This is a genomic window from Streptomyces sp. Ru62 (assembly GCF_002920615.1).
GTDB lineage: Bacteria > Actinomycetota > Actinomycetes > Streptomycetales > Streptomycetaceae > Streptomyces.
Genome location: NZ_PQSU01000030.1, coordinates 85,081 through 112,023, shown reverse-complemented (window position 1 = coordinate 112,023; position 26,943 = coordinate 85,081). Strand labels below are relative to the sequence as shown.

Sequence of the window (26,943 nt, the reverse complement as noted above, 5' to 3'; positions counted from 1 at the left end):
TGCCGGGGACTTCGCCCGCTCGGCGTTCGCCCGTCACCCGATGTCCGGCGGATCGATCCGCACCCGGACCGCCTCCCCACTCCCCCGCGCCATCCGCGCCGCCTGGGCGGCCTTCAGGGCCGCGGCCAGTGCGGAGCCGCTGCCCGGTGGCACACGGACCAGCGCCCGGTCCCAGTGTTCGCCGGGCGGCGGAGCGCCGGGTCTGCGTGCTCCGCCGGGCGGGGGCGGCGGCAGCGGCACCGGCCCCAGCACCTCGGCGTCCGGCGGCAGGTCGACCGCCGCCAGGAACTCGGCGACGGCCGCGGGCGGCCCGGACACGGCCGCCATCCGGGACACCGGCGGGAAGCCCAGCTCGGCCCGTTCGGCCAGCTCCCGCACGGCATGCCCGACGGGGTCCCACCGCACCAGCGCCTGGACGGGCCGCAGGGTCGGCTCGGCCACCACGACCACCGTGCCGCCCTCGCTCTGGGGCCGCACCAGCGCCCCGGCCGCGATCCACCGGCGCAGCGCGTCCTCGCCGGCCCGCAGGTCGGGGCGTACGAGCATGGCCCAGCCGTCCAGCAGCAGGGCCGCCGCGTAGCCGCCCTCGGCGACCGGTTCGGCGCCCGGGGTGCTGACGACCAGCGCGGGTGTGTCCGGGACGGTGTCCAGCACATGTTCGCGCCCCGAGGTGCGCACCGGTACGGCGGGGAAGGCCCGCCCCAGCTCCTCGGCGGTCCGGCGCGCGCCCACGACCTGGGCGCGGAGCCGGAAGCCGCCGCACTCCGGGCAGTGCCAGGAGCCCTCCTCGCGCCCGCACCACCCGCAGCGCAGGACGCCCGCGTCCTGTCCCTGGAGCGGGCCGGAGCAGTGCCGGCACCGGGCGGGTGCCCGGCACCGGGCGCAGGCCATGCGGGGCGCGTAACCACGCCGGGGCACCTGCACCAGCACCGGCCCGTGCCGCAGCCCCTCACGGGCCGCCTGCCAGGCGAGCGTCGGCAGCCGTGCGGCGCGGGCGGCCTCGTCGCGGGCGAGGTCGTCGTCCCCGACCGTGCGGACGAGGGGCGCGGTCCGGCGCACCTGCTCCCGCCCGGCGACCAGCGGCCGGGCCCAGCCGCTCTCGACGAGCTGGGCGGCTTCCACGGTGCAGCCCCAACTCCCCAGCAGGAAGGCGCACTTGTCGAGTGCGGCGCGCAGCAGGAGGACATCGCGGGCGTGCGGCTGCGGGGCGTGCGGTTCGCTGTGGCTGTCGTCCCCGTCGTCCCAGATCGCGACGAGCCCCAGGTCCTGGACGGGCGCGAACATCGCCGCCCGGGTCCCGACGACGGCACGCACGGAACCGCGCCGCACCGCCAGCCACTGCGCGTACCGCTTCTCGGGCCCGGCGTCGGCGGTGAGCAGCGCGTGCCGGCCGGTGCCCAGCAGCGCGGTGAGCGCGGCGTCCACGCGCGCGGCGGAGCGCCCGTCCGGTACGACGACGAGGGCGCCGCGTCCGGAGGCGAGGGTGGCGGCGACGGCCCGGGCCAGCTCCTCGCTCCACAGCGGTCCCGGGAGCGCGTTCCACACGGCCCTGGGCGCCCCTGAGGAGGCCAGGGCGTCGAGGAAGGCGCCCCCGTGCTCGTACCGGGCCCAGGTGCCGTGGTCCGGCGCCTGGGGCGGGGGCAGCGGCTCGGGGGACGGGCGCTGCTCGGCACGGGCGCTGCGCGGGGGCACGGCCAGCTGGAGGACATCGGCGAGGCTGCCCGCGTAGCGGTCGGCGACGGCCCGGGCGAGGCCGAGCAGTTCCTCGCTCAGCACCGGCTCGGGCGACACGACCTGGGCGAGCGCGGCCAGCGGTCCGGAGTAGTCGGACTCGGCGCGACGCTCGACGAGGAAGCCGTCGATGAGTCCGCCGCCCTCCCGGCGTCCGTCGCGCACCCGGTGCCGCCCGGCCCCGAACCGCACGCGCACGCGCACCCCGGGCCGGGCGTCCGCGTCCAGCTCCGCGGGCACGGCGTAGTCGAAGTACCGGTCGAGGTGCAGCACGCCCTTGTCGACCAGCACCCGTGCGACGGGCAGTTCCTCGGCGAGCGCGGCCCCGCGCCAGGTGCGGGGCTTGGCCCGCGGCACCTTCGCCTTCCGCACGCTCTCCCGGATGAGCGCGAGCTGCTCCGGCGGCGCCCCCTCGGCCCCGCCGTCCCCCGACCCGTTCTCGCTGCTCACGCTTGCATTCTTGCAAACCCCACTGACAACGCGGCCGGTCCGCCGGTCGACGGCGACGACGGGGCCCGGCCCCCCGAAGGGAGCCGGGCCCCGGTGACAGCGGGTGGGCCGGGGCTACAGGCCCGCGGCCTTGCGCAGGGCGTCGACGCGGTCGGTGCGCTCCCAGGTGAACTCGGGCAGCTCGCGGCCGAAGTGACCGTAGGCAGCCGTCTGGGCGTAGATCGGGCGGAGCAGGTCGAGGTCGCGGATGATCGCGGCCGGACGGAGGTCGAAGACCTCGTCGATCGCCTTCTCGATCTTCTCCGGCTCGATCTTGTGCGTGCCGAAGGTCTCCACGAACAGGCCGACGGGCTCCGCCTTGCCGATGGCGTAGGCGACCTGGACCTCGCAGCGCGAGGCCAGACCCGCCGCCACCACGTTCTTCGCCACCCAGCGCATCGCGTACGCCGCCGAGCGGTCCACCTTGGACGGGTCCTTGCCGGAGAAGGCGCCGCCGCCGTGCCGGGCCATGCCGCCGTAGGTGTCGATGATGATCTTCCGGCCGGTCAGGCCCGCGTCACCCATGGGACCACCGATCTCGAAGCGGCCGGTCGGGTTGACCAGCAGCCGGTAGCCCTCGGTGTCCAGCTTGATGCCGTCCTCCAGCAGCGCCTTCAGCTCCGGCTCCACCACGAACTCACGGATGTCCGGGGCCAGCAGCGACTCCAGGTCGATGTCGCTCGCGTGCTGGGAGGAGACCACCACCGTGTCCAGGCGGACGGCCTTGTCGCCGTCGTACTCGATGGTGACCTGCGTCTTGCCGTCCGGACGCAGGTAGGGGATCGTGCCGTTCTTGCGGACCTCGGACAGGCGCTTGGACAGCCGGTGCGCCAGGAAGATCGGCAGCGGCATGAGGGTCGGCGTCTCGTCGGACGCGTAGCCGAACATCAGGCCCTGGTCGCCCGCGCCCTGCCGGTCCAGTTCGTCCTCGTCACCCTCGACCCGGGCCTCGTACGCCGCGTCGACACCCTGCGCGATGTCCGGGGACTGCGCGCCGATGGACACCGAGACACCGCAGGAGGCGCCGTCGAAGCCCTTCTTGGAGGAGTCGTAGCCGATCTCCAGGATCGTGTTGCGGACGAGGGTCGCGATGTCCGCGTACGCCTTCGTCGTCACCTCGCCGGCCACGTGCACCAGGCCGGTGGTGATGAGCGTCTCCACGGCGACCCGGGAGGACGGGTCCTCGCGCAGGAGCGCGTCGAGAATGGTGTCGCTGATCTGGTCAGCGATCTTGTCGGGGTGACCCTCGGTCACGGACTCCGAGGTGAACAGGCGACGGGACACAACGCTCCCTGTGGTTGCAGCGGCTGCTGGCTGATCATTTACGGTCGACGCGGGGCTGCGCCTGGCGTCGACCGTGAACAGTTTATCGGTCGCACTCGACCGGCGGGCCACCGTCTCGCCTCTCGGGAGCGCTGTGACCTGCGGCACGGGCATTCTGCACAATGGCGAGCGGCCTTGGCCAGCGCTGCCACGCCAGATTTCGGCATGGCGCAATTCTGATGTCGAGTTCGCCCGAACGCCTGCCGGGGGTTAGTCCAGACGCCGTACGACCAAGTCCCAGACGGTGTCGGCCAGGGCCTCCTTGGGACCGTGGGGCACCGGGGTCTCACTGCCGTCGGCACCCAGGACGACGGCCTCGTTCTCCTCGGAGCCGAAGGTCTTGCGCTCCCCCACCTCGTTGACCACGAGCAGGTCGCAGCCCTTGCGGGCGAGCTTGGCGCGGCCGTTGGCGAGGACGTCGTCGGTCTCTGCGGCGAAGCCGACGACGACCTGCCCCGGCCGGGCGCGGTCGGCGGAGATCTCCGCGAGAATGTCCGGATTTCGCACCAGAACGATTGGTTCCGGGTCCTGGCCGTCCTTCTTCTTGATCTTGCCGGCGGCGTAGACGGCCGGGCGGAAGTCGGCGACGGCGGCGGCCATCACCACGGCGTCGGCGTCCGCTGCGGCCTTGAGGACGGCCTCGCGCAGCTGCACCGCGGTGCCCACCCGGACGACGTCCACGCCCGCGGGGTCGGGCAGGCCGGCGTTGGCGGAGACCAGGGTCACCCGGGCACCACGGGCCGCGGCGGTGCGGGCGAGGGCGTAGCCCTGCTTGCCGGAGGAGCGGTTGCCGAGGAAGCGGACCGGGTCCAGCGGTTCGCGGGTGCCGCCGGCGGAGACGACGACGTGCCGGCCCCGGAGGTCGGGCTCGGTGACACCGCGGGCCAGCACCCGGCGGCACACCTCGAAGATCTCCACCGGGTCGGGCAGCCGGCCCTTGCCGGTGTCGACGCCGGTGAGGCGGCCGACGGCGGGCTCGATGACGACGGCGCCGCGGCGGCGCAGCGTGGCCACGTTCTCCTGGGTGGCCGGGTGCTCCCACATCTCGGTGTGCATGGCCGGGGCGAAGACGACCGGGCAGCGGGCGGTGAGGAGGGTGTTGGTCAGCAGGTCGTCGGCGAGGCCGTGGGCGGCCTTGGCGAGCATGTCGGCGGTGGCCGGGGCCACGACGACCAGGTCGGCGTGCTGGCCGATGCGGACGTGCGGCACCTGGTGGACGTCGTCCCAGACCTCGGTGGCGACCGGGTTGCCGGACAGCGCGGACCAGGTGGCGGCGCCGACGAAGTGCAGCGCGGAGGCGGTCGGCACGACGCGGACGTCATGGCCCGACTCCGTGAACCTTCTCAGCAGCTCACAGGCCTTGTAGGCGGCGATGCCACCGCTGACCCCCAGCACGACCTTCGGCTTGTCCACCATGGCTCCTCGCATTCGAGAATCTGCACCACCCATGACACACCACAGGCCCGGCAGGGGCCCCCGGCGTTGGCTGGGGGAATGACTGCCGGGCCTGTGGATAAGTCAATCGCGATCTGGAAGCACTACTGCGCCGGGCCCTCGACGGCCTCGGAGGTCAGCAGACCGGCGTTGATCTCGCGCAGGGCGATCGACAGCGGCTTCTCGTGAACGTGGGTGTCCACGAGCGGACCGACGTACTCAAGGAGGCCCTCACCGAGCTGGGAGTAGTACGCGTTGATCTGGCGGGCACGCTTGGCCGCGTAGATCACGAGGCTGTACTTCGAGTCGGTCGCCTCGAGAAGCTCGTCGATCGGCGGGTTGATGATGCCCTCGGGCGCGGTGATGGAAGAGGACACGCTCTACCTTCCGATGGATGGGAAAGAATCAGACATCGTGATCACAGTCACGATCACACAACGTCCATCAAGGCTAGCAGCTCGCGGGCCACGTCCTCGACGGAGGTGTTGACCAAGGTCGTATCGAACTCCGGCTCGGCCGCCAGCTCGGTCTTCGCCGCCGCCAGGCGGCGCTCGATGACCTCGGGCGGCTCGGTCCCCCGGCCAGTCAGCCTGCGCACCAGCTCCTCCCACGAGGGCGGAGCAAGGAACACCAGCTGGGCGTCCGCCATCGACTCGCGGACCTGCCGGGCGCCCTGGAGGTCGATCTCCAGCAGGACGGGCTCGCCGTTTTCCAGCCGCTCCAGCACCGCCGCACGGGGGGTGCCGTAGCGGTTGCCGGCGAACTCGGCCCATTCCAGCAGTTCACCGTTGGCGATCAGCTTGTCCATCTCCTCGTCGGTGACGAAGAAGTAGTGGACTCCGTGCTGCTCGCCGGGGCGCGGCTTGCGGGTGGTCGCCGACACCGAGAGCCAGACCTCGGGGTGTTCCTTGCGCATATGGGCGACGACCGTGCTCTTGCCGACCCCCGAGGGGCCGGAGAGCACGGTCAGCCGCGGACGTTCACTCATGCAGCGATTATTCCAGCAATCCCGGAGTACCCGGGACTCCCGGTCCGCCGGGAGGCGGACTCAGGAGCCGGTGCTGCCGAACTCACGCTCCAGGGAAGCGATCTGGTTGGAACCGAGACCGCGCACGCGGCGGCTCTCGGAGATGCCCAGACGCTCCATGATCTGCTTGGCGCGGACCTTGCCCACGCCCGGCAGCGACTCAAGAAGGGCGGAGACCTTCATCTTGCCGATGACGTCGTTCTCCTGGCCCTGCTTGATGACCTCGTGCAGGGAGGCGCCGGAGTGCTTGAGTCGATTCTTGACCTCGGCCCGCTCCCGGCGAGCCGCGGCGGCCTTTTCGAGCGCGGCTGCGCGCTGTTCAGGGGTAAGGGGCGGAAGAGCCACGCCTACGTCACCTCGGATGTCGAACTGTCGGATACGGACCGGTGAGGAACCTAGTCGCCCCACACCTGGGGAGCCACGAGCAACACGCTGCCCGTTCTCCCCCACTGCCTGAGGGGCGCGGGAGGTGCCCCCACTGCTCGGAGACTAGCGGGCAAGTCCGCCAGAGTCAGCGAGAACAGCGGAAAAGTCCTGGTCAGCCTCCGTCAGGCCGGACATTTCAGACATACTGCCCCCGATTTGAGGATGTATTCACACTCAAGTCGGCGTGATCCCGCTCAGCGGAGCATCCGGCCGGGGCTCAGACGCCGTCGACGGCCGCCCGGATCTCCCCCGCGAACCGCTCGGCAGCCTCCCGCAACGCGCTGACGTCGGGACCGTGACGCAGAACACCCCGGCTGACGTTGGGCACGACGTTGCGGACGGCCGCCCCGAAGACCCGGGGAAGATCGGCCGGGGTCGCGCCCTGGGCACCGATGCCCGGCGCGAGGAGCGGGCCGCCCATGGCGAGGTCGTACGAGGACAGGTCGCCGAGCGTGGCGCCGACGACCGCGCCGAAGGAGCCCAGCGGCTCCTCCCCCGCGTTCTCGGCCGCCAGGTGGGCCAGCATGGTCGCCCCGACGGTCCGGCCGTCGGCGCGGACCGCGTGCTGCACCTCGCCGCCCTCCGGGTTCGAGGTCAGCGCCAGCACGAACAGGCCGGCCCCGCTCTCCCGGGCGAGCGCGACGGCCGGGCTCAGCGAGCCGTAGCCGAGGTACGGCGAGACGGTCAGGGCGTCGGAGAAGAGCGGGGCGCCGGGGCGGAGGAACGCCTCGGCGTAGGCGGCCATGGTCGAGCCGATGTCGCCGCGCTTGGCGTCCGTCACCACCAGGGCGCCGGCCGCGCGCGCCTCTTCGACCGACTTCTCCAGGACGGCGAGGCCGCGCGAGCCGAACCGCTCGAAGAAGGCGCTCTGCGGCTTCAGGACGGCCACCCGGTCGGCCAGGGCCTCGACGACCGTGCGGCTGAACCGCTCCAGGCCGGCGACGTCGTCGTCCAGGCCCCACTCGGCGAGCAGCGAGGCGTGCGGGTCGATGCCGACGCACAGCGGGCCCCGCTCGTCCATGGCGCGGCGCAGCCGGGCGCCGAAGGGCTCCAACGGGCTCATGCGGGCTTCCTCACGTCGGCGCCGACCGCGTCGGCGAGGGTGGCGTACGGGCTGGTGCGCAGGCGGGCGGCGAGGCCCTTGTGGATCGCGCGGCACCAGAAGGGGCCCTCGTAGACGAAGGCGCTGTAGCCCTGGACCAGGGTGGCACCGGCCAGGATGCGCTGCCAGGCGTCCTCGGCGGTCTCGATGCCCCCGACGCCCACCAGGGTGATCCGGTCGCCCACGCGCGCGTACAGGCGGCGCAGGACCTCCAGGGAGCGCTCCTTGAGCGGAGCGCCGGACAGGCCGCCGGTCTCCTTGACCAGCGCGGCGGAGGAGCGCAGGCCGAGGCCCTCGCGCGCGATGGTGGTGTTGGTGGCGATGATGCCGTCCAGGCCCAGCTCCACGGCGAGGTCGGCGACCGCGTCGACGTCCTCGTCGGCGAGGTCGGGGGCGATCTTCACCAGCAGCGGGACGCGCCGGTTCGCGACCGTCCGGTCGGCGGCCTCGCGCACGGCGGTGAGCAGCGGACGCAGGTGGTCCACCGCCTGGAGGTCGCGCAGACCGGGGGTGTTCGGCGAGGAGACGTTGACGACCAGGTAGTCCGCGTACGGCGCGAGGCGCTCGGCGGACTTCACGTAGTCGGCGACGGCCTCCGCCTCCGGGACGACCTTGGTCTTGCCGATGTTGACGCCGACCACCGTCTTGAAGACCGGCTCACGCGTGGCCAGACGGGCCGCCACGGCCAGGGAGCCGTCGTTGTTGAAGCCCATGCGGTTGATCAGCGCGCGGTCCGCCACGAGCCGGAACAGCCGCTTCCTGGGGTTGCCGGGCTGCGGCTCCCCCGTCACCGTGCCGATCTCGACGTGGTCGAAGCCCAGCATCGACATCCCGTCGACGGCGACGGCGTTCTTGTCGAACCCGGCGGCGAGCCCGAACGGGCCGTGCATGCGCAGCCCGAACGCCTCCGTGCGCAGCTCCTTGTGGCGGGGCGCGAGGGCGGCGGCGACGAAGGTGCGCAGCACCGGGACGCGGACGGCGAGGCGGATCCAGCGGAAGGCCAGGTGGTGGGCCCGCTCCGGGTCCATCCGGCGGAAGACCAGACGGAAGAAGAGGTGATACATGGAGGTGTCCTCACACGGAGGGGGGACACCGTTTCCGGAGTCCCCCCTCGTCGGCGGCTAGGGGCCCGCGCCCCCGAAGGGGCGCGGCGAACTGCGCGACCGGCCACAGCCGGCCCGCAGTGTGGTGTCGGCCTCTTCGCGGAGCGCTAGTCGCGGGCCGCGGTCAGGTGTTCCGCGTGTTCCTGGAGCGAGCGGACGCCCACGTCACCGTGGTTGAGGGCGTCGATGCCCTGGACGGCCGCCGCGAGCGCCTGGACGGTCGTCAGGCACGGCACGGACCGCGCCACGGCCGCGGTACGGATGTCGTAGCCGTCGAGGCGGCCACCGGTGCCGTACGGGGTGTTGACGATGAGGTCGACCTCGCCGTCGTGGATGAGCTGGACGATGGTCCGCTCGCCGTTCGGGCCGGTGCCCTCGGACTGCTTGCGCACGACGGTGGCGTTGATGCCGTTGCGCTTGAGGACCTCGGCGGTGCCGGAGGTCGCGAGCAGCTCGAAGCCGTGCGCGACCAGCTCGCGCGCCGGGAAGATCATCGAGCGCTTGTCGCGGTTGGCGACCGAGATGAACGCGCGGCCCTTGGTGGGCAGCGGGCCGTAGGCACCCGCCTGCGACTTGGCGTACGCCGTGCCGAAGACCGAGTCGATGCCCATGACCTCGCCGGTGGAGCGCATCTCCGGGCCGAGGACGGTGTCGACGCCGCGGCCGTGGATGTCGCGGAACCGCGACCACGGCATGACGGCCTCCTTGACGGAGATCGGAGCGTCCAGCGGCAGCTCGCCGCCGTCGCCGTTCTTCGGCAGCAGGCCCTCGGCGCGCAGCTCGGCGATGGTCGCGCCCAGGGAGATCCGGGCGGCGGCCTTCGCCAGCGGCACCGCGGTCGCCTTCGAGGTGAAGGGGACCGTGCGGGAGGCACGCGGGTTGGCCTCCAGGACGTAGAGGATGTCACCCGCCATCGCGAACTGGATGTTGATCAGGCCGCGCACGCCGACACCCTTGGCGATGGCCTCGGTGGAGGCGCGCAGCCGCTTGATGTCGAAGCCGCCGAGGGTGATCGGGGGCAGGGCGCACGCCGAGTCGCCGGAGTGGATGCCGGCCTCCTCGATGTGCTCCATGACGCCGCCGAGGTACAGCTCCTCGCCGTCGTAGAGGGCGTCGACGTCGATCTCGATGGCGTCGTCCAGGAAGCGGTCGACGAGGACCGGCCGGGAGGGGCTGATCTCGGTCGACTCGGCGATGTAGGAGGCGAGGCGGGTCTCGTCGTAGACGATCTCCATGCCGCGTCCGCCGAGCACGTACGACGGGCGGACCAGGACCGGGTAGCCGATCTCGTCGGCGATGGCCTTGGCCTCCGCGAAGGTGGTGGCCGTGCCGTGCTTGGGCGCCGGCAGGCCCGCCTCCGCGAGGACCCTGCCGAAGGCACCCCGGTCCTCGGCCGCGTGGATGGCCTCGGGGGACGTACCCACGATCGGCACGCCGTTGTCCTTCAGGGCCTGCGAGAGGCCCAGCGGGGTCTGGCCGCCGAGCTGGACGATGACGCCCGCGATCGGGCCGGCCTGCTGCTCCGCGTGGACGATCTCCAGCACGTCCTCAAGCGTCAGAGGCTCGAAGTACAGGCGGTCGGAGGTGTCGTAGTCCGTGGAGACGGTCTCCGGGTTGCAGTTGACCATCACGGTCTCGTACCCGGCGTCGGACAGCGCGAAGGAGGCGTGGACGCAGGAGTAGTCGAACTCGATGCCCTGGCCGATGCGGTTGGGTCCGGAGCCAAGGATGATCACGGCGGGCTTCTCGCGCGGCGCGACCTCGGTCTCCTCGTCGTAGGAGGAGTAGAAGTACGGCGTCTTGGCGGCGAACTCGGCGGCGCAGGTGTCGACCGTCTTGTAGACCGGGCGGAGGCCGAGGGCGTGCCGGACCTCGCGGACGACGTCCTCGCGCAGACCGCGGATCTCGGCGACCTGCTGGTCGGAGAAGCCGTGCCGCTTGGCCTCGGCGAGCAGGTCGCGGGTCAGCTCCGGGGCCTCGGCCAGCTCGTCCGCGATCTCCTTGATCAGGAAGAGCTGGTCCACGAACCAGGGGTCGATCTTCGTGTACTCGAAGACCTCCTGGGGGGTGGCGCCCGCGCGGATGGCCTGCATGACCGTGTTGATCCGGCCGTCGGTGGGCCGTACGGCCTCGCGCAGCAGGGTCTCCTTGTCGCCGGGCTCGCCGGTGAAGGTGAACTGGCTGCCCTTCTTCTCCAGGGAGCGCAGCGCCTTCTGGAAGGCCTCGGGGAAGTTGCGGCCGATGGCCATGGCCTCGCCGACCGACTTCATGGTGGTGGTCAGCGTGGAGTCGGCCTGCGGGAACTTCTCGAAGGCGAACCGCGGGGCCTTGACGACCACGTAGTCGAGCGTGGGCTCGAAGGAGGCCGGGGTCTCCTGCGTGATGTCGTTCGGGATCTCGTCCAGGGTGTAGCCGACGGCCAGCTTGGCGGCGATCTTCGCGATCGGGAAGCCGGTCGCCTTGGAGGCGAGCGCGGAGGAGCGCGACACGCGCGGGTTCATCTCGATGACGATCACGCGGCCGTCCTCGGGGTTCACCGCGAACTGGATGTTGCAGCCGCCGGTGTCCACGCCGACCTCGCGGATGATCGCGATGCCGACGTCGCGCAGCACCTGGTACTCGCGGTCGGTCAGGGTCATCGCCGGGGCGACGGTGATCGAGTCGCCGGTGTGCACGCCCATCGGGTCGAAGTTCTCGATGGAGCAGACGACCACGACGTTGTCGTGCTTGTCGCGCATCAGCTCCAGCTCGTACTCCTTCCAGCCGAGGATGGACTCCTCCAGGAGCACCTCGGTGGTCGGGGAGAGCGTGAGGCCCTGGCCGGCGATGCGGCGCAGCTCCTCCTCGTCGTGCGCGAAGCCGGAGCCGGCGCCGCCCATGGTGAAGGACGGGCGGACGACGACCGGGTAGCCGCCGAGGGTCTCGACGCCCTTGAGGACGTCGTCCATGGAGTGGCAGATGACCGAGCGGGCGGACTCGCCGTGCCCGATCTTCTTGCGGACCTCCTCCACGACGTCCTTGAACAGGTCGCGGTCCTCGCCCTTGTGGATCGCCTCGGGCTTGGCGCCGATCAGCTCGACGCCGTACTTCTCCAGGACACCGTTCTCGTGCAGCGAGATGGCGGTGTTCAGGGCCGTCTGGCCGCCCAGGGTGGGCAGCAGGGCGTCGGGGCGCTCCTTGGCGATGATCTTCTCGACGAACTCGGGGGTGATCGGCTCGACGTAGGTGGCGTCGGCGATCTCCGGGTCGGTCATGATCGTCGCCGGGTTGGAGTTGACGAGGACGACGCGCAGCCCCTCGGCCTTGAGCACACGGCAGGCCTGGGTGCCGGAGTAGTCGAACTCTGCGGCCTGGCCGATGACGATCGGGCCGGAGCCGATGACCAGGACGGACTGGATATCGGTGCGCTTAGGCACGCTGGCCCTCCATCAGGGAGACGAAGCGGTCGAAGAGGTAGGCGGCGTCGTGCGGGCCGGCTGCCGCTTCGGGGTGGTACTGGACGGAGAAGGCGGGCTGGTCGAGCAGCTGCAGCCCCTCCACGACGTTGTCGTTCAGGCAGACGTGGGAGACCTCGGCGCGGCCGAACTCGGTCTCGCTGACCTTGTCGAGCGGCGCGTCCACGGCGAAGCCGTGGTTGTGCGCGGTGACCTCGACCTTGCCGGTCGTACGGTCCTGGACCGGCTGGTTGATGCCCCGGTGGCCGTACTTCAGCTTGTAGGTGCCGAAGCCGAGGGCGCGGCCGAGGATCTGGTTGCCGAAGCAGATGCCGAACAGGGGCGTCTTGCGCTCCAGGACGGCGGTCATCAGCGCGACCGGGCCGTCGGCGGTCGCCGGGTCGCCGGGACCGTTGGAGAAGAACACACCGTCCGGCTCGACGGCGTAGACGTCGTCGGCCGTGGCGGTGGCGGGCAGGACGTGCACCTCGATGCCGCGCTCGGCCATGCGGTGCGGGGTCATGCCCTTGATGCCGAGGTCGATGGCGGCGACCGTGAACCGCTTCTCGCCGACCGCCGGGACGACGTACGCCTCCTGGGTCGCGACCTCCTCGTAGAGGCTCGCGCCCTTCATGTGCGGCTGGGCCTGCACGCGCTCCAGCAGCTCCGCCTCCGGGGCGATCGCCTCGCCGGAGAAGATGCCGGCGCGCATGGAGCCTCGCTCGCGCAGGTGGCGGGTGAGGGCCCGGGTGTCGATGCCGGAGATGCCGACCACGCCCTGCCGCTCCAGCTCGTCGTCCAGGGAGCGCTTGGCCCGCCAGTTGGACGGCACGCGCGCGGGGTCGCGCACGACGTAGCCGGAGACCCAGATGCGGCCGGACTCGTCGTCCTCGTCGTTCCAGCCGGTGTTGCCGATCTGGGGGGCGGTCGCGACGACGATCTGGCGGTCGTACGACGGGTCGGTGAGGGTCTCCTGGTAGCCGGTCATGCCGGTGGAGAACACGGCCTCGCCGAAGGTCTCCCCCACGGCCCCGTAGGCGCGGCCGCGGAAGGTGCGGCCGTCCTCCAGGACGAGTACGGCGGGAGCCTTCGCGGCTCCCCTGGTGGAGGTCGTCATCGTGCGCCTTCCGTGTCGTTGATCATCTGGTTCAGGGTGTCGACCCACTCGGTGTGCTCGGCCGCGTGGTCGGAGCGGAAGCCCGAGTCGATCAGTTTGTCGCCGAGCGCCCAGGTCACCACCAGCAGTCCGCCCTCGGTGAGGACCTTGCCGGCGATGCCCTTGTCCAGCCGGGCTCCGCGCAGGGCGGCGGCGGGGACGAAGAAGTCGGTCGCGCCGGGGCGCTCGACCTCCAGGCCCGCGTCGGTCAGGGTGAGCTCGGCCCGGCTGCGGGTGCCCAGGCCGTGGGCCACGATGCGGTCCAGCCACTGCCCGGCGGTGGTGGAGCCGTGGTAGCGGCCGCTCATGCTCAGTCTGGCGGGGCCGGTCTCCTCGGGCGCGGCGGGCAGCGGCGGCAGGCCCGCCTGGAGGGTGCCGCGCCACTTCCAGCCCTCGCGCATCAGCCAGTAGACCAGCGCGATGAACAGGGCCAGTCCGACGAGCCAGCCGATGCGGGCGCCCCAGTCGGTGACCTCGGCCGACTTCTTCGCCTCGGCCAGCAGGATTACAGGTGTCACGTGAGCTTCCCGTCGACGAGCGTGGCCTTGCCCCGCAGCCACGTGTGCGTCACACGGCCCGGCAGCTCGCGCCCCTGGTAGGGGGTGTTGCGGCTGCGCGAGGCGAAGCCCGCGGGGTCCACCTGGCCACGGTATTCCGTGTCGACCAGGGTGAGGTTGGCGGGCTCACCAGCCGAGACGGGACGGCCGTGGCCGGTGGCCTGTCCGATCCGCGCGGGCTTGAAGGACATGCGGTCGGCGACGCCGGCCCAGTCCAGCAGGCCCGTGTCGACCATGGTCTCCTGGACCACTGACAACGCGGTCTCCAGGCCGACCATGCCCATGGCGGCGGCGGCCCACTCGCAGTCCTTGTCCTCGTGCGGGTGCGGGGCGTGGTCGGTGGCGACGATGTCGATCGTGCCGTCGGCGAGCGCCTCGCGCAGGGCCAGCACGTCGCGCTCGGTGCGCAGCGGCGGGTTGACCTTGTAGACGGGGTTGTAGGTGCGCACCAGCTCGTCGGTGAGGAGCAGGTGGTGCGGGGTGACCTCGGCGGTGACCTGGATGCCGCGGGACTTGGCCCAGCGGACGATCTCGACGGAGCCGGCGGTCGACAGGTGGCAGATGTGGACGCGGGAGCCGACGTGGTCGGCGAGGAGGACGTCGCGGGCGATGATCGACTCCTCGGCGACGGCCGGCCAGCCGCCCAGGCCCAGTTCGGCGGAGACGACGCCCTCGTTCATCTGGGCGCCCTCGGTGAGCCGCGGCTCCTGCGCGTGCTGGGCGACGACCCCGCCGAAGGCCTTCACGTACTCCAGCGCGCGGCGCATGATCACGGCGTCGTCCACGCACTTGCCGTCGTCGGAGAAGACGGTGACGCCTGCGGCGGACTCGTGCATGGCGCCGAGTTCGGCGAGCTTCTTGCCCTCCAGGCCGACGGTGACCGCGCCGATGGGCTGGACGTCGCAGTAGCCGTGCTCCTGGCCGAGCCGCCAGACCTGCTCCACGACACCGGCGGTGTCGGCGACCGGGAAGGTGTTGGCCATGGCGAAGACGGCCGTGTAGCCGCCGCTCGCCGCCGCGCGGGTGCCGGTGAGGACGGTCTCGGAGTCCTCACGGCCCGGCTCGCGCAGGTGGGTGTGCAAGTCGACCAGGCCCGGCAGCAGCACCTTGCCGCCGGCCTCGACCACCTCGGCGCCCTCGGCGGACAGCCCGGTTCCGACCTCGGCGATGGTCTCGCCGTCGATCAGCACGTCCTGCGGCGCGCCGCCGAGCACCTTCGCACCACGGATCAGGATCTTGCTCATGTGTCTTACTTCTCCTCGGTACGGGAGTGGGTCACGGCAGGCTCGTTTCCGCCGAGCAGCAGGTACAGGACGGCCATCCGGATGGAGACGCCGTTGGCGACCTGCTCGACGGCGGTGCAGCGGTCGGAGTCGGCGACCTCGGCGGTGATCTCCATGCCGCGCACCATCGGCCCGGGGTGCATCACGATGGCGTGCTCGGGCAGCTTGGCCATGCGGTCGCCGTCGAGGCCGTAGCGCCGCGAGTACTCGCGCTCGGTCGGGAAGAAGGCGGCGTTCATGCGCTCGCGCTGGACGCGGAGCATCATCACGGCGTCGGACTTGGGCAGGGTGCTGTCGAGGTCGTACGAGACCGCGCACGGCCAGGAGTCGACGCCGACCGGCACCAGGGTGGGCGGGGCGACCAGGGTGACCTCGGCGCCGAGGGTGTGCAGCAGGTCGACGTTGGAGCGGGCGACCCGGCTGTGCAGGACGTCACCGACGACGGTGATCCGCTTGCCGGACAGGTCCTGGCCGAGCCCGGCGTCGCGGCCGATGAGCCGGCGGCGCATGGTGAAGGCGTCCAGCAGGGCCTGGGTGGGGTGCTGGTGGGTGCCGTCGCCGGCGTTGATGACGGCCGCGTCGATCCAGCCGGAGTTGGCCAGGCGGTACGGGGCTCCGGAGGCGCCGTGCCGGATGACCACGGCGTCGACGCCCATGGCCTCCAGGGTCTGCGCGGTGTCCTTCAGGGACTCGCCCTTGGACACCGAGGAGCCCTTGGCGGAGAAGTTGATGACGTCCGCGGACAGGCGCTTCTCGGCAGCCTCGAAGGAGATGCGCGTACGCGTGGAGTCCTCGAAGAAGAGGTTGACGATCGTCCGGCCGCGCAGGGTCGGCAGCTTCTTGATGGGCCGGTCCGCGACCCGGGCCATCTCCTCGGCGGTGTCGAGGATGTGGACGGCGTCGTCGCGGGTGAGGTCGGCGGCCGAGATGAGATGACGCTGCATCTGTCAGGCTCCGTAAGGCAGTTCATTCGGGAGATTTCGGGCAGGCGGGCGCGTGTGCACGGCACGCCGGAGCGGCCGTGCGCCCGACTTGCTACTGAGCGGCCGGCTTCACACCGAGCAGCACGGTGTCGCGACCGTCCTCCTCGGCGAGCTGGACCTTGACCGTCTCCCGCAGCGACGTGGGGAGGTTCTTGCCGACGTAGTCGGCACGGATGGGCAGTTCGCGGTGGCCGCGGTCGACCAGGACCGCGAGCTGCACCGCGCGCGGGCGCCCGATGTCGTTCAGGGCGTCGAGGGCGGCGCGGATCGTGCGCCCGGAGAAGAGCACGTCGTCGACGAGGACGACCAGCCGGCCGTCGATGCCGTCGCCGGGGATCTCGGTGCGGGCCAGCGCGCGCGGCGGGTGCATGCGCAGGTCGTCGCGGTACATGGTGATGTCGAGCGAGCCGACCGGGACCCCGCGGTCGGTGATCTGCTCCAGCTTGGCGGCGAGCCGCTGGGCGAGGAAGACGCCGCGGGTCGGGATGCCGAGGAGCACCACGTCGTCGGCGCCCTTGGCGCGCTCGACGATCTCGTGGGCGATACGGGTGAGCACCCGTGCGATGTCGGGGCCCTCAAGAACGGGCCGCGCATCGGACGCTTGCGGATGCGCAGGCGTGACGTGCTTGTCCATACGAAACGGACCTCCTTCTCCGCCTCACGGGACGGACCTTAAAGGACGTCGGAATTGCGCCATCCACCGTAGCAGGTCACCTGCCCGGCCCCGACCGCCCCCCTGTCACCCGCTTGGCCCAATCGGTCGTCACTACCACGGAAGAGTCGGTGTGGACCATTCGGCTTGACGCATCAGTGTCACGCTGCGTAACCTCACAGTGAGTTACCAGCCGCGCGGCGGGAAAGCAGCCGGCCGCGTCGACACAGTGTCCGGGGAGCTATATGTCCAGCGAATACGCCAAACAGCTCGGGGCCAAGCTCCGGGCCATCCGCACCCAGCAGGGCCTTTCCCTCCACGGTGTCGAGGAGAAGTCCCAGGGTCGCTGGAAGGCCGTGGTGGTCGGTTCCTACGAGCGCGGCGACCGTGCCGTGACCGTGCAGCGCCTGGCCGAGCTGGCCGATTTCTACGGCGTTCCGGTGCAGGAGCTCCTGCCGGGCACCACCCCGGGCGGCGCCGCCGAGCCGCCGCCGAAGCTGGTCCTGGACCTGGAGCGGCTGGCCACCGTGCCGGCCGAGAAGGCGGGCCCCCTGCAGCGCTACGCGGCGACGATCCAGTCCCAGCGCGGTGACTACAACGGCAAGGTGCTCTCCATCCGCCAGGACGACCTGCGCACACTCGCCGTCATCTACGACCAGTCCCCCTCGGTCCTCACCGAGCAGCTGATCAGCTGGGGCGTCCTGGACGCGGACGCGCGCCGCGCGGTTGCCACGCACGAAGAGGCGTAACGACCCTCACAGGCCTCAGCAGAAACGTGCCGCCGGGGTGGCCGGAACTCTACGGTTCCGGCCACCCCGGCGGCGTTTCAGCGGCGGTACGGCACACGCCGGAGGGCCCGCAGCACGGGCGTGCTGCGGGCCCTCCGGCGATGGCTGTCGGGCGGTTACGCCTCGTCCCGGCGCAGGGACGGCTTGAGCTCCTTCAGGCGGCCCAGCAGCCCGTTGACGAACGACGGCGACTCGTCGGTCGAGAACTCCTTGGCCAGCTGCACCATCTCGTCCAGGACGACGGCGTCCGGGGTCTCGTCGACCCAGATCAGCTCGTACGCGCCCAGCCGCAGGATGTTGCGGTCCACGACCGGCATCCGGTCGAGCGTCCAGCCCACCGCGTACTGGGCGATCAGCTCGTCGATCCGCTTCGCGTGCTCCGCGTAGCCCTCGACCAGCTGCATCGTGTACTCGCTGACCGGCGGCTGCCGGGTGTCGGACCGGGAGAGCCGGATCCAGTCCGCGAGGACCGTCAGGACGTCGGCGCCGCGCTGGTCACCCTCGAAGAGGATCTGGAAGGCGCGCTTGCGGGCCGTGTTGCGGGCAGCCACGGTTAGCTGTTCACCCGGCCGAGGTAGTCGCTGGTGCGGGTGTCGACCTTGATCTTCTCACCAGTGGTGATGAAGAGCGGGACCTGGATCTGGTGGCCGGTCTCCAGGGTGGCGGGCTTGGTGCCACCGGTGGAGCGGTCGCCCTGGACGCCCGGCTCGGTCTCCTGGATGGTGAGCTCGACGGCGGCGGGCAGCTCGACGAAGAGGACCTCGCCCTCGTGCTGCGCGACGGTGGCGGTGAAGCCCTCGACCAGGAAGTTCGCGGCGTCGCCGACGGCCTTCCGGTCGATGTGCAGCTGATCGTAGGTCTCCATGTCCATGAAGACGAAGTACTCGCCGTCCATGTACGAGAACTGCATGTCGCGCTTGTCGACAGTGGCCGTCTCGACCTTGACACCGGCGTTGAAGGTCTTGTCGACGACCTTGCCGGAGAGCACGTTCTTGAGCTTGGTGCGCACGAAGGCGGGGCCCTTGCCGGGCTTGACGTGCTGGAACTCGACGACGGACCAGAGCTGGCCGCCTTCGAGCTTGAGCACCATGCCGTTCTTGAGGTCGTTCGTGGAAGCCACGGTTGCGGAATCTCCTGGACTGACGTACGACCCCGGCGCACGCACCTGCCTAGAGGGCGAGCAGCTCCTTGGTCGTGATGGTGAGTAGCTCGGGTCCGCCGTCCGCCTCGGGGCGTACGACGAGCGTGTCATCGATCCGGACACCGCCCCGGCCCGGGAGGTGGACCCCCGGTTCGACGGTGACCGGCACGCAAGCGTCCAGTTTACCCATGGCCGCGGGCGCCAACTGCGGGTCCTCGTCGATTTCGAGTCCGACACCGTGTCCGGTCAGCGGTGGCAGGGCCTCCGCGTAGCCCGCGGAGTCCAGTACCTGGCGCGCCGCGCGGTCCACGTCGCGGTAGGCGGCGCCGGGTGCCAGGAACTCGCGTCCGGCCCGCTGGGCGGCGAAGACCAGGTCGTACAGCTCGATCTGCCAGTCGGCGGGTGAGGTGCCGATGACGAAGGTGCGGCCGATCTCGCAGCGGTAGCCGCGGTAGGTGGCGCCGAGACAGACGGAGAGGAAGTCGCCCTCCTCCACCCGCCGGTCGGTGGGGCGGTGGCCGCGGCGGCCGGCGTGCGGTCCGGTGGCCACGGAGGTGGGGAAGGCCGGGCCGTCGGCGCCGTGGTCGACCAGGCGCCGCTCCAGCTCCAGCGCGAGGTGCCGTTCGGTACGGCCGACCAGGATGGACTCCAGCAGCTCACCGAGGGCCTGGTCGGCGATCTCGGCGCCGATGCGCAGACAGGAGATCTCCTCCTCGTCCTTGACGACCCTGAGCTGTTCCACGGCCCCGCCGAGGTCGATGAGGCGGAGCTTCGGGGCGACGGAGGCGACGGCCCGGTGCCGGGTGACGGTGAGGTGGTGTTCCTCGACCGCCAGGGAGTCGGCACCCTGGTCGGCGGCGAGGCCGGCCGCGGCGACGGCGGCGTCGCCCTCGTTCGCCGGGAGGACGTGCAGGCGCAGGTTCTCGTCCGGCTGGCCTTCGTGGGGGCGGTCGTCCGGCGGACCGGCGCACACCAGGACGTCCTCGCCCCTGCCGATCAGCAGCACGGCGCCCCGCGGGGCCGCGGCGGCGAGGTAGCGGACATTGGCCGGGCGGGTGACGAGCGCTGCCGCGGTGCCCGCCGCGTTGAAGTGTTCCCTCAGCCGGGATCGGCGGTTCGCGTACACCTCTGACATGAGATGAGCGTAGGAGGTTTGTCCGGATTATGCCGATCGGCGGGGGCCGAGTGGGGCTGCGGAGCAGGTGGGGGGTGGTGCGGTGGTGTGCCGCAGGCACTCCCCGCTCACCAGCTCGGCGGACTCGCTATCGCCCTGGCCAGGACCTCGTCCAGCACGCGGGCCGTTCCCGGGACGTCCAGCTGGGAGTTGTCGATGATCGGGAGGCCCGAGCCGTACCAGCCGGCCATGCGGCCGTGGATGCGGGCCACCTCCTCGTCCGTGAGGCGGCGGTTGCCGCTGCGTTCGGCGTTGCGCTCCAGGACGACGTCGAGGCCCGGGAGCAGGACCACCGGGAGCAGGCCGGGACCCACGTGCCGCTTCCAGCCGCCGAGGCCGACGACCGGGCGGTCCGGGAAGACGGCGTCGTCCAGGATGCAGGAGATGCCGTTGGCCAGGAAATTGCGCGCGGCGAAGCCGCAGGTGCGACGGGCCAGGCGGTACTGGGCCTCCGAGTTGTCGTTCCAGCCGGACTGCGGGTCGGCGAAGCCCGAGCGGACCCATTCGCGGACGTCGTCCAGGCTGATGTGGGCCGTGGGGACCCGGCGGTGGTCCGCCCAGTACTTGGCGACGCTGGTCTTGCCCGCACCGGCGGGGCCGATGAGGAGGACGGCGAGGGTGGTCGCCGTCGGGTCCGGTGCCGTGGCCGCGGCGGGCGGGGCCGTGGGGGCGCCGACCGGACCGCCGGGTGGCAGGTGGACGTGTCCGGTGCCGTCGGGGGTCTGCGGTCCGCCGGTGTGCTGCGGCGGCGGAGGCGGCGGCACCTGGCCGGAGGGGGCCGGCGGCTGCTGCGGGGCCGGCGGCACCGGTCCGGGCGGAGCCGGGAAGCCCGGCGGCGGGGGGACGGGAGCGGGCCCCTGGGAGACTCCCGGGTGCGGGCCCGGGTGGTGTGCGGCCGACCCCCAGCCGGCGTGCGGGCCCTGCCCCGGCTCGTGGGGCGGCGGCAGCGGAGACCCCACTGCGTGCTGCATCCGTTGCCACTCCGTCTCGTACACACATCTGGCGCTGGCAGCGGGGGCCTGCCCCGCTTGCCACCGAACGGTACCGTCCCCGGCCGTCGTTCGGTGAAACGGCCCGGGGCGGTCCGAAGTGCCCGGCGGCGAAGGAAACCGGACGCGGGGAGCGGTCCGGGGCCTACTGGCCGACTTCGCCGTAGGCGGCGAGGAGGACGGCCGGGTCCGGCCCTTCCAGGACGGTCGGCTTGGCCAGGCCGTCCAGGACGATGAAGCGCAGCAGGTCGCCGCGGGACTTCTTGTCGACCTTCATGGCCTCCAGCAGCTTGGGCCACTGGTCGTAGCGGTAGTGCAGCGGCAGGCCGACGGATTCGAGGATGCTGCGGTGGCGGTCGGCCGTCGCGTCGTCCAGACGGCCCGCGAGGCGGCCGAGTTCGGCGGCGAAGTGCATGCCGACCGCGACCGCGGCCCCGTGCCGCCACTTGTACCGCTCGTTCTTCTCGATGGCGTGGCCGAGCGTGTGGCCGTAGTTGAGGATCTCCCGCCGGCCGGACTCCCTCAGGTCCGAGGAGACGACGTCGGCCTTGACCCGGATCGACCGCTCGATCAGCTCGGCCGTGTGCGGGCCCGCCGGGGTGCGGGCGGCCTCCGGGTCGGCCTCGATCAGGTCCAGGATCACCGGGTCGGCGATGAACCCCGCCTTGATGATCTCGGCCAGTCCGGAGACGTAGTCGTGCACCGGGAGGGAGTCCAGCGCGGCCAGGTCGCACAGCACACCGGCCGGCGGGTGGAAGGCGCCGACCAGGTTCTTGCCCTCGGCGGTGTTGATGCCGGTCTTGCCACCGACCGCCGCGTCGACCATGGCCAGCACGGTCGTGGGGATGGCGATCCAGCGCACCCCGCGCAGCCAGGTCGCGGCGACGAACCCGGCCAGGTCGGTGGTGGCACCGCCGCCGACACCGACGATGACGTCGGTGCGGGTGAAGCCGCACTGGCCCAGCGCCTTCCAGCAGTAGGCGGCGACCTCGGCGGTCTTGGCCTCCTCCGCGTTGGGCACCTGGATCGCCACGGCGTCGTAGCCCTGCCCGGCCAGGTCGGCGCGCAGCGCCTCCCCGGTGTCGGCCAGCGCCTCCGGGTGGATCACGGCGACCCGCTTGGCCTTCGCCCCGATGAGCCCGGCCAGCTCGTCCAGGAGCTGCCGGCCCACCAGCACCTCGTAGGGGTCGGTGCCCGCGGTGCCGGCGACCTGGATCCGGGTGACTGCCTCGCTCATACCTGCTTCAACTCCAGTGCGTCCAGCGCCGCCTGCGCGACCTCTTCCGGAGTGCGGCCGTCCGTCGCGACGACGGCGGTGGCGACCTCCTCGTACAGGTGCCGGCGCGCTTCCATCAACTCCCGCCACTGCTTGCGCGGGTTGACCGCGAGCAGCGGGCGGGCCACGTTCAGACCGGTGCGCTTGACGGCCTCCTCGACCTCCATCGAGAGGTAGAGCACCCGCTGCCCGGCCAGCAGCGCGCGCGTGTCCGGGTCCAGGACCGCCCCGCCGCCCAGCGCGACGACACCCCGGTGCTCGGCGAGCGCGGCCCGCACGGCGGCCTTCTCCAGGGCGCGGAAGGCGGCCTCGCCCTCGTCCACGAAGATCTCGGCGATGGTGCGGCCCTCGGCCGCCACGATGTCCTCGTCGGTGTCCCGGTAGCCGACGCCGAGGCGGTCGGCGAGCAGCCGGCCGACGGTGGACTTGCCCACGCCCATCGGCCCGACCAGGACGACCGCCGGTGTGCCGCTCACCGGATCGCCAGGTTGTCGAGGTACGACCGGACGTTGCGCCGGGTCTCCGGGACGGAGTCACCGCCGAACTTCTCGGCGACCGCGTCCGCGAGGACGAGCGCCACCATGGCCTCGGCGACGATGCCGGCCGCCGGGACGGCGGAGACGTCGGAGCGCTGGTGGTGGGCCTGGGCGGGCTCACCGGTGGTGACGTCCACCGTCCTGAGCGCGCGCGGCACGGTGGCGATCGGCTTCATCGCGGCGCGCACCCGCAGCAGCTCACCCGTGCTCAGGCCGCCCTCGGTGCCGCCCGAGCGGCCGGAGACGCGCCGGATGCCCTCCGGCGTGGAGACGATCTCGTCGTGGGCCTGCGAGCCGGGCACACGGGCCAGCTCGAAGCCGTCGCCGATCTCGACGCCCTTGATCGCCTGGATGCCCATGAGCGCGCCGGCGAGGCGTGCGTCCAGCTTGCGGTCCCAGTGCACGTGCGAGCCGAGGCCGACCGGGACGTCGTAGGCCAGCACCTCGACCACGCCACCCAGGGTGTCGCCGTCCTTGTGGGCCTGGTCGACCTCGGCGACCATCGCCTTGGAGGTGTCCGCGTCGAGGCAGCGCAGCGGGTCGGCGTCCAGCTTCTCGACGTCGGCCGGAGTGGGGTACACGCCCTTCGGGGCCTTCACCGAGCACAGCTCGACCACGTGGGAGACGATCTCGATGCCGGTCGTCTCCTTCAGGTACGACCGGGCGACCGCGCCCAGCGCCACCCGAGCCGCCGTCTCGCGGGCCGAGGCGCGCTCCAGGATCGGGCGGGCCTCGTCGAAGCCGTACTTCTGCATGCCCGCCAGGTCGGCGTGGCCGGGGCGGGGGCGGGTCAGCGGCGCGTTGCGGGCCAGGCCCGCCAGCACCTCGGGGTCGACCGGGTCGGCCGCCATGACCTGCTCCCACTTCGGCCACTCGGTGTTCCCGACCATGATCGCCACCGGGGAGCCCAGGGTCAGCCCGTGCCGGACGCCGCCGAGGAACGTGACCTCGTCCCGCTCGAACTTCATCCGCGCACCGCGGCCATAGCCGAGCCGCCGCCGCGCCAGGTGGTCCGCCACCATCTCCGTGGTGATCGGCACGCCGGCGGGAAGACCCTCCAGCGTCGCGACAAGTGCGGGACCGTGGGACTCCCCCGCGGTCAGCCAACGCAGCCTGCTCAACGGTGCTCCTCAGTGCTCGCGCCCGGTACTGCCCGGCGTACGCGCGTCCTCGCGTACGGCGACGGCGCTGCCGGGTGCGCGACCCCGGTACGCCACCTCCGATCCTCCCACGTCCCAGAGCGCGGACCGGCCGCCGGTCCAGCAGGCGGACGCGCGCGGGGCGTCAGCGGGCCGCGAGGGCCTGCTCGCCGGCGTGCCGCATGGCCTCCAGGGGGCCCGGGGCATGCCCGGTCATCTGCTCGAACTGGAGCACGGCCTGGTGGACCAGCAGGTCCAGGCCGCTGACCACGGCACCGCCGAACATGGACCAGCGGGCCGCCAGCTCGGTGGGCCAGGGGTCGTAGAGCACGTCGAAGAGGGTGGCGGGGCGTTCGGGTACGGCGGCGGCGAGGGCGTCGGTCGTGCCGGCGGGCGTGGTGGCGACGACCAGCGGGGCGCGCAGGGCCTCGGCCGCGTCCGCCCAGTCCGCCGTGCGGACCTCCACGTCGAGCCGTTCGCCCCACTGCCGCATCTCGGCGGCGCGGGCCTCGCTGCGGACGTAGGCGACGACCTCCCCGGTGCAGATGCGGGCCAGCGCGGCGAGCGCGGAGGAGGCGGTGGCGCCGGCGCCGAGGACGGCGGCGGAGTCGACCTGTTCGATGCCGTGCTCGCGCAGGGCGGCCACCATGCCCGGGATGTCGGTGTTGTCGCCGAGCCGGCGGCCGTCCTCGGTGAAGACGAGCGTGTTGACCGCGTCGACCGAGGCGGCCGTGTCGCTGATCTCGTCCACCAGCGGGATGACCGCCCGCTTCAGCGGCATGGTCAGCGACAGCCCCGCCCACTCCGGCCCGAGCTTGTCCAGGAAGCCGGGCAGGGCGGCCTCGTCGACGTCGAAGCTGTCGTACGACCAGCCGGTGAGTCCGGCCGCCTCGTACGCGGCCCGGTGCAGCACCGGGGAGAGGGAGTGGGCGATCGGTGAACCGAGCACGGCGGCACGACGGCCGTCAGTTGCCCGCGTTGGCATTGAACTTGTCCTTGAGCTCTAGGAATTCCGAGTACGTCTTGGCGAACTCGGTGTTGTTCGTTCCGTCCGTCGCCACGAAGTAGATCCAGCCGTCGTGCGTCGGATTCAGCGTGGCCTTCAGCGCGTCCTCGCCGGGGTTGCCGATCGGGCCGGGCGGAAGTCCCGGGTGGCGGTACGTGTTGTACGGACTCGGGTTGCTGTTGATCTCCTTCTCGGAGATGTGGATGTTGCTCGTGCCCTTGAGGTAGTTGTAGGTCGAGTCGAACTGCAACAGCCGGTTGGTCTCGGTGTTGGTGGGCTTGAGGCGGTTGTAGACCACCTCTGCCATCTTGCGGAAGTCGTCGTGGGTCTTGCCCTCGGCCTGCACCAGGCTCGCGACCGTGACGAGTTCGAAGGCGTTCTTCAGGCCGAGCGCCTTGGCCTTCTCGGTCAGGCCGTAGGCGGCGTACTTCAGCTTGGCCTGGGTGACCATCTGCTTCAGGACGGCGTCGGGCTTCATGCCCTTGGCGGCCGGATAGGTGCCCGGGAAGAGGAAGCCCTCCAGCGGGTCCTTGAGGTCGCTGTTGTTCTGGGCCCAGGCCGGCAGGCCGAGGCTCTTGTAACTCTTCTCGGCGACCTTCTTGGTGGTGCCCGCGGACACTTCGAGTTTCTTGTCGATGGCCGCGTAGACACCGGAATTGCGCTCGCCGGGGGTGACGATCACATTGTTCTGGCTGCGCGGGTCCATCATCAGCCGGACGGCGCTGGCGGCGGACATCTCCTTCTTCAGGAGATAGGCGCCGGCCTGGATTCCGTCGCCGCCCGGTGTCGTGGTCTGGGCGTGGACGAACGCCTCGGCGCTCTTGACGACCCCGGCCTCTTTCAGGCGACGGCCGATCTCCCAGCCGCCCGCGCCCTTCGGGATCTCGACGGTCACCGACTCGCTGGTGCCGTCGCCCGCGTAGTCCGGAGCCGTGCCGAAACGATTTTGGTAGAACTTGTAGCCGAAATACCCGACACCGCCGAGGCCACCGCCGAAGACCAGGACGACCACCATGCAGGCGCAGCCGGTGCGCCGCTTCCTGCTCTTGACGGGCTTCTTCCCGCGCCGCTCACGCCGGCTCTGGAGCTCGTGCTCCTCCTCGTCGTCCGCACCGCCGCCTCCCGCGAAGAAGGCGTGCTCCTCCTCGCTCGCCGCCTCCGGCTCGGGCTCGGGCTGCCGGCGGCCGGGCGGCTCCGGCGGCGGGTAGGCGTCCTCGGTGGGGTAGAAGTCGGGCTGCTCAGCGCCGTAGGCCACGGGCTGCTGGCCGTACGGGTCGCCGGGGTCGGCGGCGTAGGGCACATGGCCGTGGGTGCCGGTCGCGTCCCAGCCGCCCTGGTGGAACTGCTGCTGGGTCTGGTGGGCGAACCGCTGGTCGTACTCGGGCCGGCCCGCTCCGTCGTGGTACTGGTGCTGCTGCCCGTCGTACCCGGGCTGCTGTTCCTGGCTCCAGTCGCCGTGCTGCGGCGCCTGCGGATAGTGCTGCGGCTGGCCGCCGTAGGGAGACTGCGGGCCCGCCTGGGCCTGCCGTCCCCATCCGCCGTCCCCGTACAACGGGTCCTCCGGATGCCACGGTTCGGAGCCTTGGCCCCGGCCATACTCAGTCATCGATCCCCTAGAGCCGCGAGGCCGGCGGTCACGCGGCCGGGGGCCGGCTTCCGCTCCGCCTCTTGCTGTGCCCCGGCTGTTCGAACACCGGCGCATCGCGCGGAACGTTACCGTATCGCGATCAGATGACCACTTCGACGCCTTCGCCGGGTGGTTCACCTGACACCCGTTCGGATTCCAGGGCCTGCTGCAAAATGATGACGGCGGCGGCCTGGTCGATGACCGCACGGCCCTTCTTCGACCTCACGCCCGAGGCGCGCAGTCCCTGACTGGCCGTCACCGTCGTCATCCGCTCGTCCACCAGCCGCACCGGCACCGGCTTGATGCCCTTGGCCAGCTCCTGGGCGAAGGCGCGGACCTTGACCGCGGCCGGGCCCTCGCCCCCCTTGAGGGAGCGGGGCAGGCCGACGACGACCTCGATCGGTTCGTACTCCTCCACCAGCTGACGCAACCGGCGGTGGGCGGCGGGGACGTCCCGGCCCGGGACGGTCTCCACCGGGGTGGCGAGGATCCCGTCGGGGTCGCACGAGGCGACCCCGACCCGGGCGTCCCCGACGTCGATCGCGAGCCGACGTCCTCTGCGCATGT

25 protein-coding genes are annotated in these 26,943 nt (G+C 71.8%); 1 reads left to right on the top strand and 24 read right to left on the bottom strand.

Going from position 1 to position 26,943, the window contains the following annotated elements; genetic code table 11:
• Positions 1-33: 33 nt before the first annotated feature.
• The 14 genes from C3492_RS33575 to pyrR form a co-directional block, all read right to left on the bottom strand.
• Positions 34-2,181 (bottom strand): primosomal protein N', encoded by a 2,148-nt coding sequence (locus C3492_RS33575; RefSeq protein ID WP_103816414.1) that lies wholly within the window; start codon positions 2,179-2,181, stop codon positions 34-36.
• 114 nt (positions 2,182-2,295) lie between these two features.
• Complete coding sequence (gene metK / locus C3492_RS33570) at positions 2,296-3,504, bottom strand: methionine adenosyltransferase (RefSeq protein ID WP_103816413.1); 1,209 nt, start codon at positions 3,502-3,504, stop codon at positions 2,296-2,298.
• Between the two features lie 249 nt (positions 3,505-3,753).
• The gene (coaBC, locus tag C3492_RS33565; RefSeq protein ID WP_103816422.1) at positions 3,754-4,956 is read right to left on the bottom strand and encodes a bifunctional phosphopantothenoylcysteine decarboxylase/phosphopantothenate--cysteine ligase CoaBC; all 1,203 of its coding nucleotides are present in this window, start codon (positions 4,954-4,956) and stop codon (positions 3,754-3,756) included.
• Positions 4,957-5,081: 125 nt separating this feature from the next.
• Positions 5,082-5,354 (bottom strand): DNA-directed RNA polymerase subunit omega, encoded by a 273-nt coding sequence (gene rpoZ, locus C3492_RS33560; protein WP_003982715.1) that lies wholly within the window; start codon positions 5,352-5,354, stop codon positions 5,082-5,084.
• A 53-nt stretch (positions 5,355-5,407) separates the two neighbouring features.
• Positions 5,408-5,965, bottom strand: coding sequence for a guanylate kinase (gmk, locus tag C3492_RS33555; protein ID WP_030644746.1), 558 nt, complete (start codon positions 5,963-5,965; stop codon positions 5,408-5,410).
• Positions 5,966-6,025: 60 nt separating this feature from the next.
• Positions 6,026-6,349, bottom strand: a complete 324-nt coding sequence (locus C3492_RS33550; RefSeq protein WP_003977346.1) for an integration host factor — start codon at positions 6,347-6,349, stop codon at positions 6,026-6,028.
• A gap of 298 nt (positions 6,350-6,647) precedes the next feature.
• Positions 6,648-7,493, bottom strand: a complete 846-nt coding sequence (gene pyrF / locus C3492_RS33545) for an orotidine-5'-phosphate decarboxylase (protein WP_181140684.1) — start codon at positions 7,491-7,493, stop codon at positions 6,648-6,650.
• A complete protein-coding gene (locus C3492_RS33540; protein WP_103816412.1) occupies positions 7,490-8,596 on the bottom strand; it encodes a quinone-dependent dihydroorotate dehydrogenase in 1,107 nt (368 codons plus the stop codon). The genes pyrF and C3492_RS33540 overlap by 4 nt, the downstream gene beginning before the upstream one ends.
• A gap of 146 nt (positions 8,597-8,742) precedes the next feature.
• Entirely contained in the window at positions 8,743-12,051 is a 3,309-nt protein-coding gene (carB, locus tag C3492_RS33535) for a carbamoyl-phosphate synthase large subunit (protein WP_103816411.1), read from the bottom strand.
• Complete coding sequence (carA, locus tag C3492_RS33530; RefSeq protein WP_103816410.1) at positions 12,044-13,186, bottom strand: glutamine-hydrolyzing carbamoyl-phosphate synthase small subunit; 1,143 nt, start codon at positions 13,184-13,186, stop codon at positions 12,044-12,046. Before carA ends, carB begins: the two co-directional genes overlap by 8 nt.
• Positions 13,183-13,743, bottom strand: a complete 561-nt coding sequence (locus tag C3492_RS33525; RefSeq protein ID WP_103816409.1) for a hypothetical protein — start codon at positions 13,741-13,743, stop codon at positions 13,183-13,185. Before C3492_RS33525 ends, carA begins: the two co-directional genes overlap by 4 nt.
• Entirely contained in the window at positions 13,740-15,026 is a 1,287-nt protein-coding gene (locus tag C3492_RS33520) for a dihydroorotase (protein ID WP_103816408.1), read from the bottom strand. The genes C3492_RS33525 and C3492_RS33520 overlap by 4 nt, the downstream gene beginning before the upstream one ends.
• Positions 15,027-15,031: 5 nt before the next feature.
• Positions 15,032-16,009 (bottom strand): aspartate carbamoyltransferase catalytic subunit, encoded by a 978-nt coding sequence (locus tag C3492_RS33515; protein ID WP_103816407.1) that lies wholly within the window; start codon positions 16,007-16,009, stop codon positions 15,032-15,034.
• A 91-nt stretch (positions 16,010-16,100) separates the two neighbouring features.
• Entirely contained in the window at positions 16,101-16,682 is a 582-nt protein-coding gene (gene pyrR, locus C3492_RS33510) for a bifunctional pyr operon transcriptional regulator/uracil phosphoribosyltransferase PyrR (protein ID WP_103816406.1), read from the bottom strand.
• Between the two features lie 263 nt (positions 16,683-16,945).
• On the opposite strand from pyrR, the gene bldD reads away from it, so the two are divergent.
• Positions 16,946-17,449, top strand: coding sequence for a transcriptional regulator BldD (gene bldD / locus C3492_RS33505; protein WP_014671524.1), 504 nt, complete (start codon positions 16,946-16,948; stop codon positions 17,447-17,449).
• A 155-nt stretch (positions 17,450-17,604) separates the two neighbouring features.
• Here the strand turns inward: bldD and nusB are convergent, their stop codons facing one another.
• The 10 genes from nusB to ruvX form a co-directional block, all read right to left on the bottom strand.
• Entirely contained in the window at positions 17,605-18,039 is a 435-nt protein-coding gene (gene nusB, locus C3492_RS33500; RefSeq protein ID WP_014671525.1) for a transcription antitermination factor NusB, read from the bottom strand.
• Between the two features lie 2 nt (positions 18,040-18,041).
• A complete protein-coding gene (efp, locus tag C3492_RS33495; protein WP_030644726.1) occupies positions 18,042-18,608 on the bottom strand; it encodes an elongation factor P in 567 nt (188 codons plus the stop codon).
• A 49-nt stretch (positions 18,609-18,657) separates the two neighbouring features.
• The gene (locus tag C3492_RS33490) at positions 18,658-19,764 is read right to left on the bottom strand and encodes an aminopeptidase P family protein (protein WP_103816405.1); all 1,107 of its coding nucleotides are present in this window, start codon (positions 19,762-19,764) and stop codon (positions 18,658-18,660) included.
• Positions 19,765-19,871: 107 nt separating this feature from the next.
• Positions 19,872-20,774, bottom strand: coding sequence for a Pro-rich N-terminal domain-containing protein (locus C3492_RS33485; RefSeq protein ID WP_103816404.1), 903 nt, complete (start codon positions 20,772-20,774; stop codon positions 19,872-19,874).
• A 163-nt stretch (positions 20,775-20,937) separates the two neighbouring features.
• The gene (aroB, locus tag C3492_RS33480; RefSeq protein ID WP_103816403.1) at positions 20,938-22,029 is read right to left on the bottom strand and encodes a 3-dehydroquinate synthase; all 1,092 of its coding nucleotides are present in this window, start codon (positions 22,027-22,029) and stop codon (positions 20,938-20,940) included.
• Entirely contained in the window at positions 22,026-22,508 is a 483-nt protein-coding gene (locus C3492_RS33475) for a shikimate kinase (protein WP_103816420.1), read from the bottom strand. The genes aroB and C3492_RS33475 overlap by 4 nt, the downstream gene beginning before the upstream one ends.
• 32 nt (positions 22,509-22,540) lie before the next feature.
• Entirely contained in the window at positions 22,541-23,725 is a 1,185-nt protein-coding gene (aroC, locus tag C3492_RS33470; protein ID WP_103816402.1) for a chorismate synthase, read from the bottom strand.
• Between the two features lie 163 nt (positions 23,726-23,888).
• The gene (locus C3492_RS33465; protein WP_103816401.1) at positions 23,889-24,728 is read right to left on the bottom strand and encodes a shikimate dehydrogenase; all 840 of its coding nucleotides are present in this window, start codon (positions 24,726-24,728) and stop codon (positions 23,889-23,891) included.
• Positions 24,709-26,355 (bottom strand): endolytic transglycosylase MltG, encoded by a 1,647-nt coding sequence (mltG, locus tag C3492_RS33460; RefSeq protein WP_258056050.1) that lies wholly within the window; start codon positions 26,353-26,355, stop codon positions 24,709-24,711. Before mltG ends, C3492_RS33465 begins: the two co-directional genes overlap by 20 nt.
• Before the next feature lie 121 nt (positions 26,356-26,476).
• Positions 26,477-26,941: a Holliday junction resolvase RuvX gene (gene ruvX, locus C3492_RS33455; protein WP_103816399.1), complete on the bottom strand. Its 465-nt coding sequence runs from the start codon at positions 26,939-26,941 to the stop codon at positions 26,477-26,479.
• Between the last annotated feature and the right edge of the window lie 2 nt (positions 26,942-26,943).

Bases quoted from the DNA above. Each gene is read 5' to 3' on its own strand.
- gmk (WP_030644746.1), bottom strand. From the start codon at position 5,965: ATGAGTGAACGTCCGCGGCTGACCGTGCTCTCCGGCCCCTCGGGGGTC.
- pyrF (WP_181140684.1), bottom strand. From the start codon at position 7,493: ATGAGCCCGTTGGAGCCCTTCGGCGCCCGGCTGCGCCGCGCCATGGAC.
- C3492_RS33540 (WP_103816412.1), bottom strand. From the start codon at position 8,596: ATGTATCACCTCTTCTTCCGTCTGGTCTTCCGCCGGATGGACCCGGAG.
- carA (WP_103816410.1), bottom strand. From the start codon at position 13,186: ATGACGACCTCCACCAGGGGAGCCGCGAAGGCTCCCGCCGTACTCGTC.
- C3492_RS33520 (WP_103816408.1), bottom strand. From the start codon at position 15,026: ATGAGCAAGATCCTGATCCGTGGTGCGAAGGTGCTCGGCGGCGCGCCG.
- C3492_RS33515 (WP_103816407.1), bottom strand. From the start codon at position 16,009: ATGCAGCGTCATCTCATCTCGGCCGCCGACCTCACCCGCGACGACGCC.
- pyrR (WP_103816406.1), bottom strand. From the start codon at position 16,682: ATGGACAAGCACGTCACGCCTGCGCATCCGCAAGCGTCCGATGCGCGG.
- bldD (WP_014671524.1), top strand. From the start codon at position 16,946: ATGTCCAGCGAATACGCCAAACAGCTCGGGGCCAAGCTCCGGGCCATC.
- C3492_RS33490 (WP_103816405.1), bottom strand. From the start codon at position 19,764: ATGTCAGAGGTGTACGCGAACCGCCGATCCCGGCTGAGGGAACACTTC.
- C3492_RS33485 (WP_103816404.1), bottom strand. From the start codon at position 20,774: ATGCAGCACGCAGTGGGGTCTCCGCTGCCGCCGCCCCACGAGCCGGGG.
- aroB (WP_103816403.1), bottom strand. From the start codon at position 22,029: ATGAGCGAGGCAGTCACCCGGATCCAGGTCGCCGGCACCGCGGGCACC.
- C3492_RS33475 (WP_103816420.1), bottom strand. From the start codon at position 22,508: ATGGGCGTGGGCAAGTCCACCGTCGGCCGGCTGCTCGCCGACCGCCTC.
- C3492_RS33465 (WP_103816401.1), bottom strand. From the start codon at position 24,728: ATGCCAACGCGGGCAACTGACGGCCGTCGTGCCGCCGTGCTCGGTTCA.
- mltG (WP_258056050.1), bottom strand. From the start codon at position 26,355: ATGACTGAGTATGGCCGGGGCCAAGGCTCCGAACCGTGGCATCCGGAG.
- ruvX (WP_103816399.1), bottom strand. From the start codon at position 26,941: ATGCGCAGAGGACGTCGGCTCGCGATCGACGTCGGGGACGCCCGGGTC.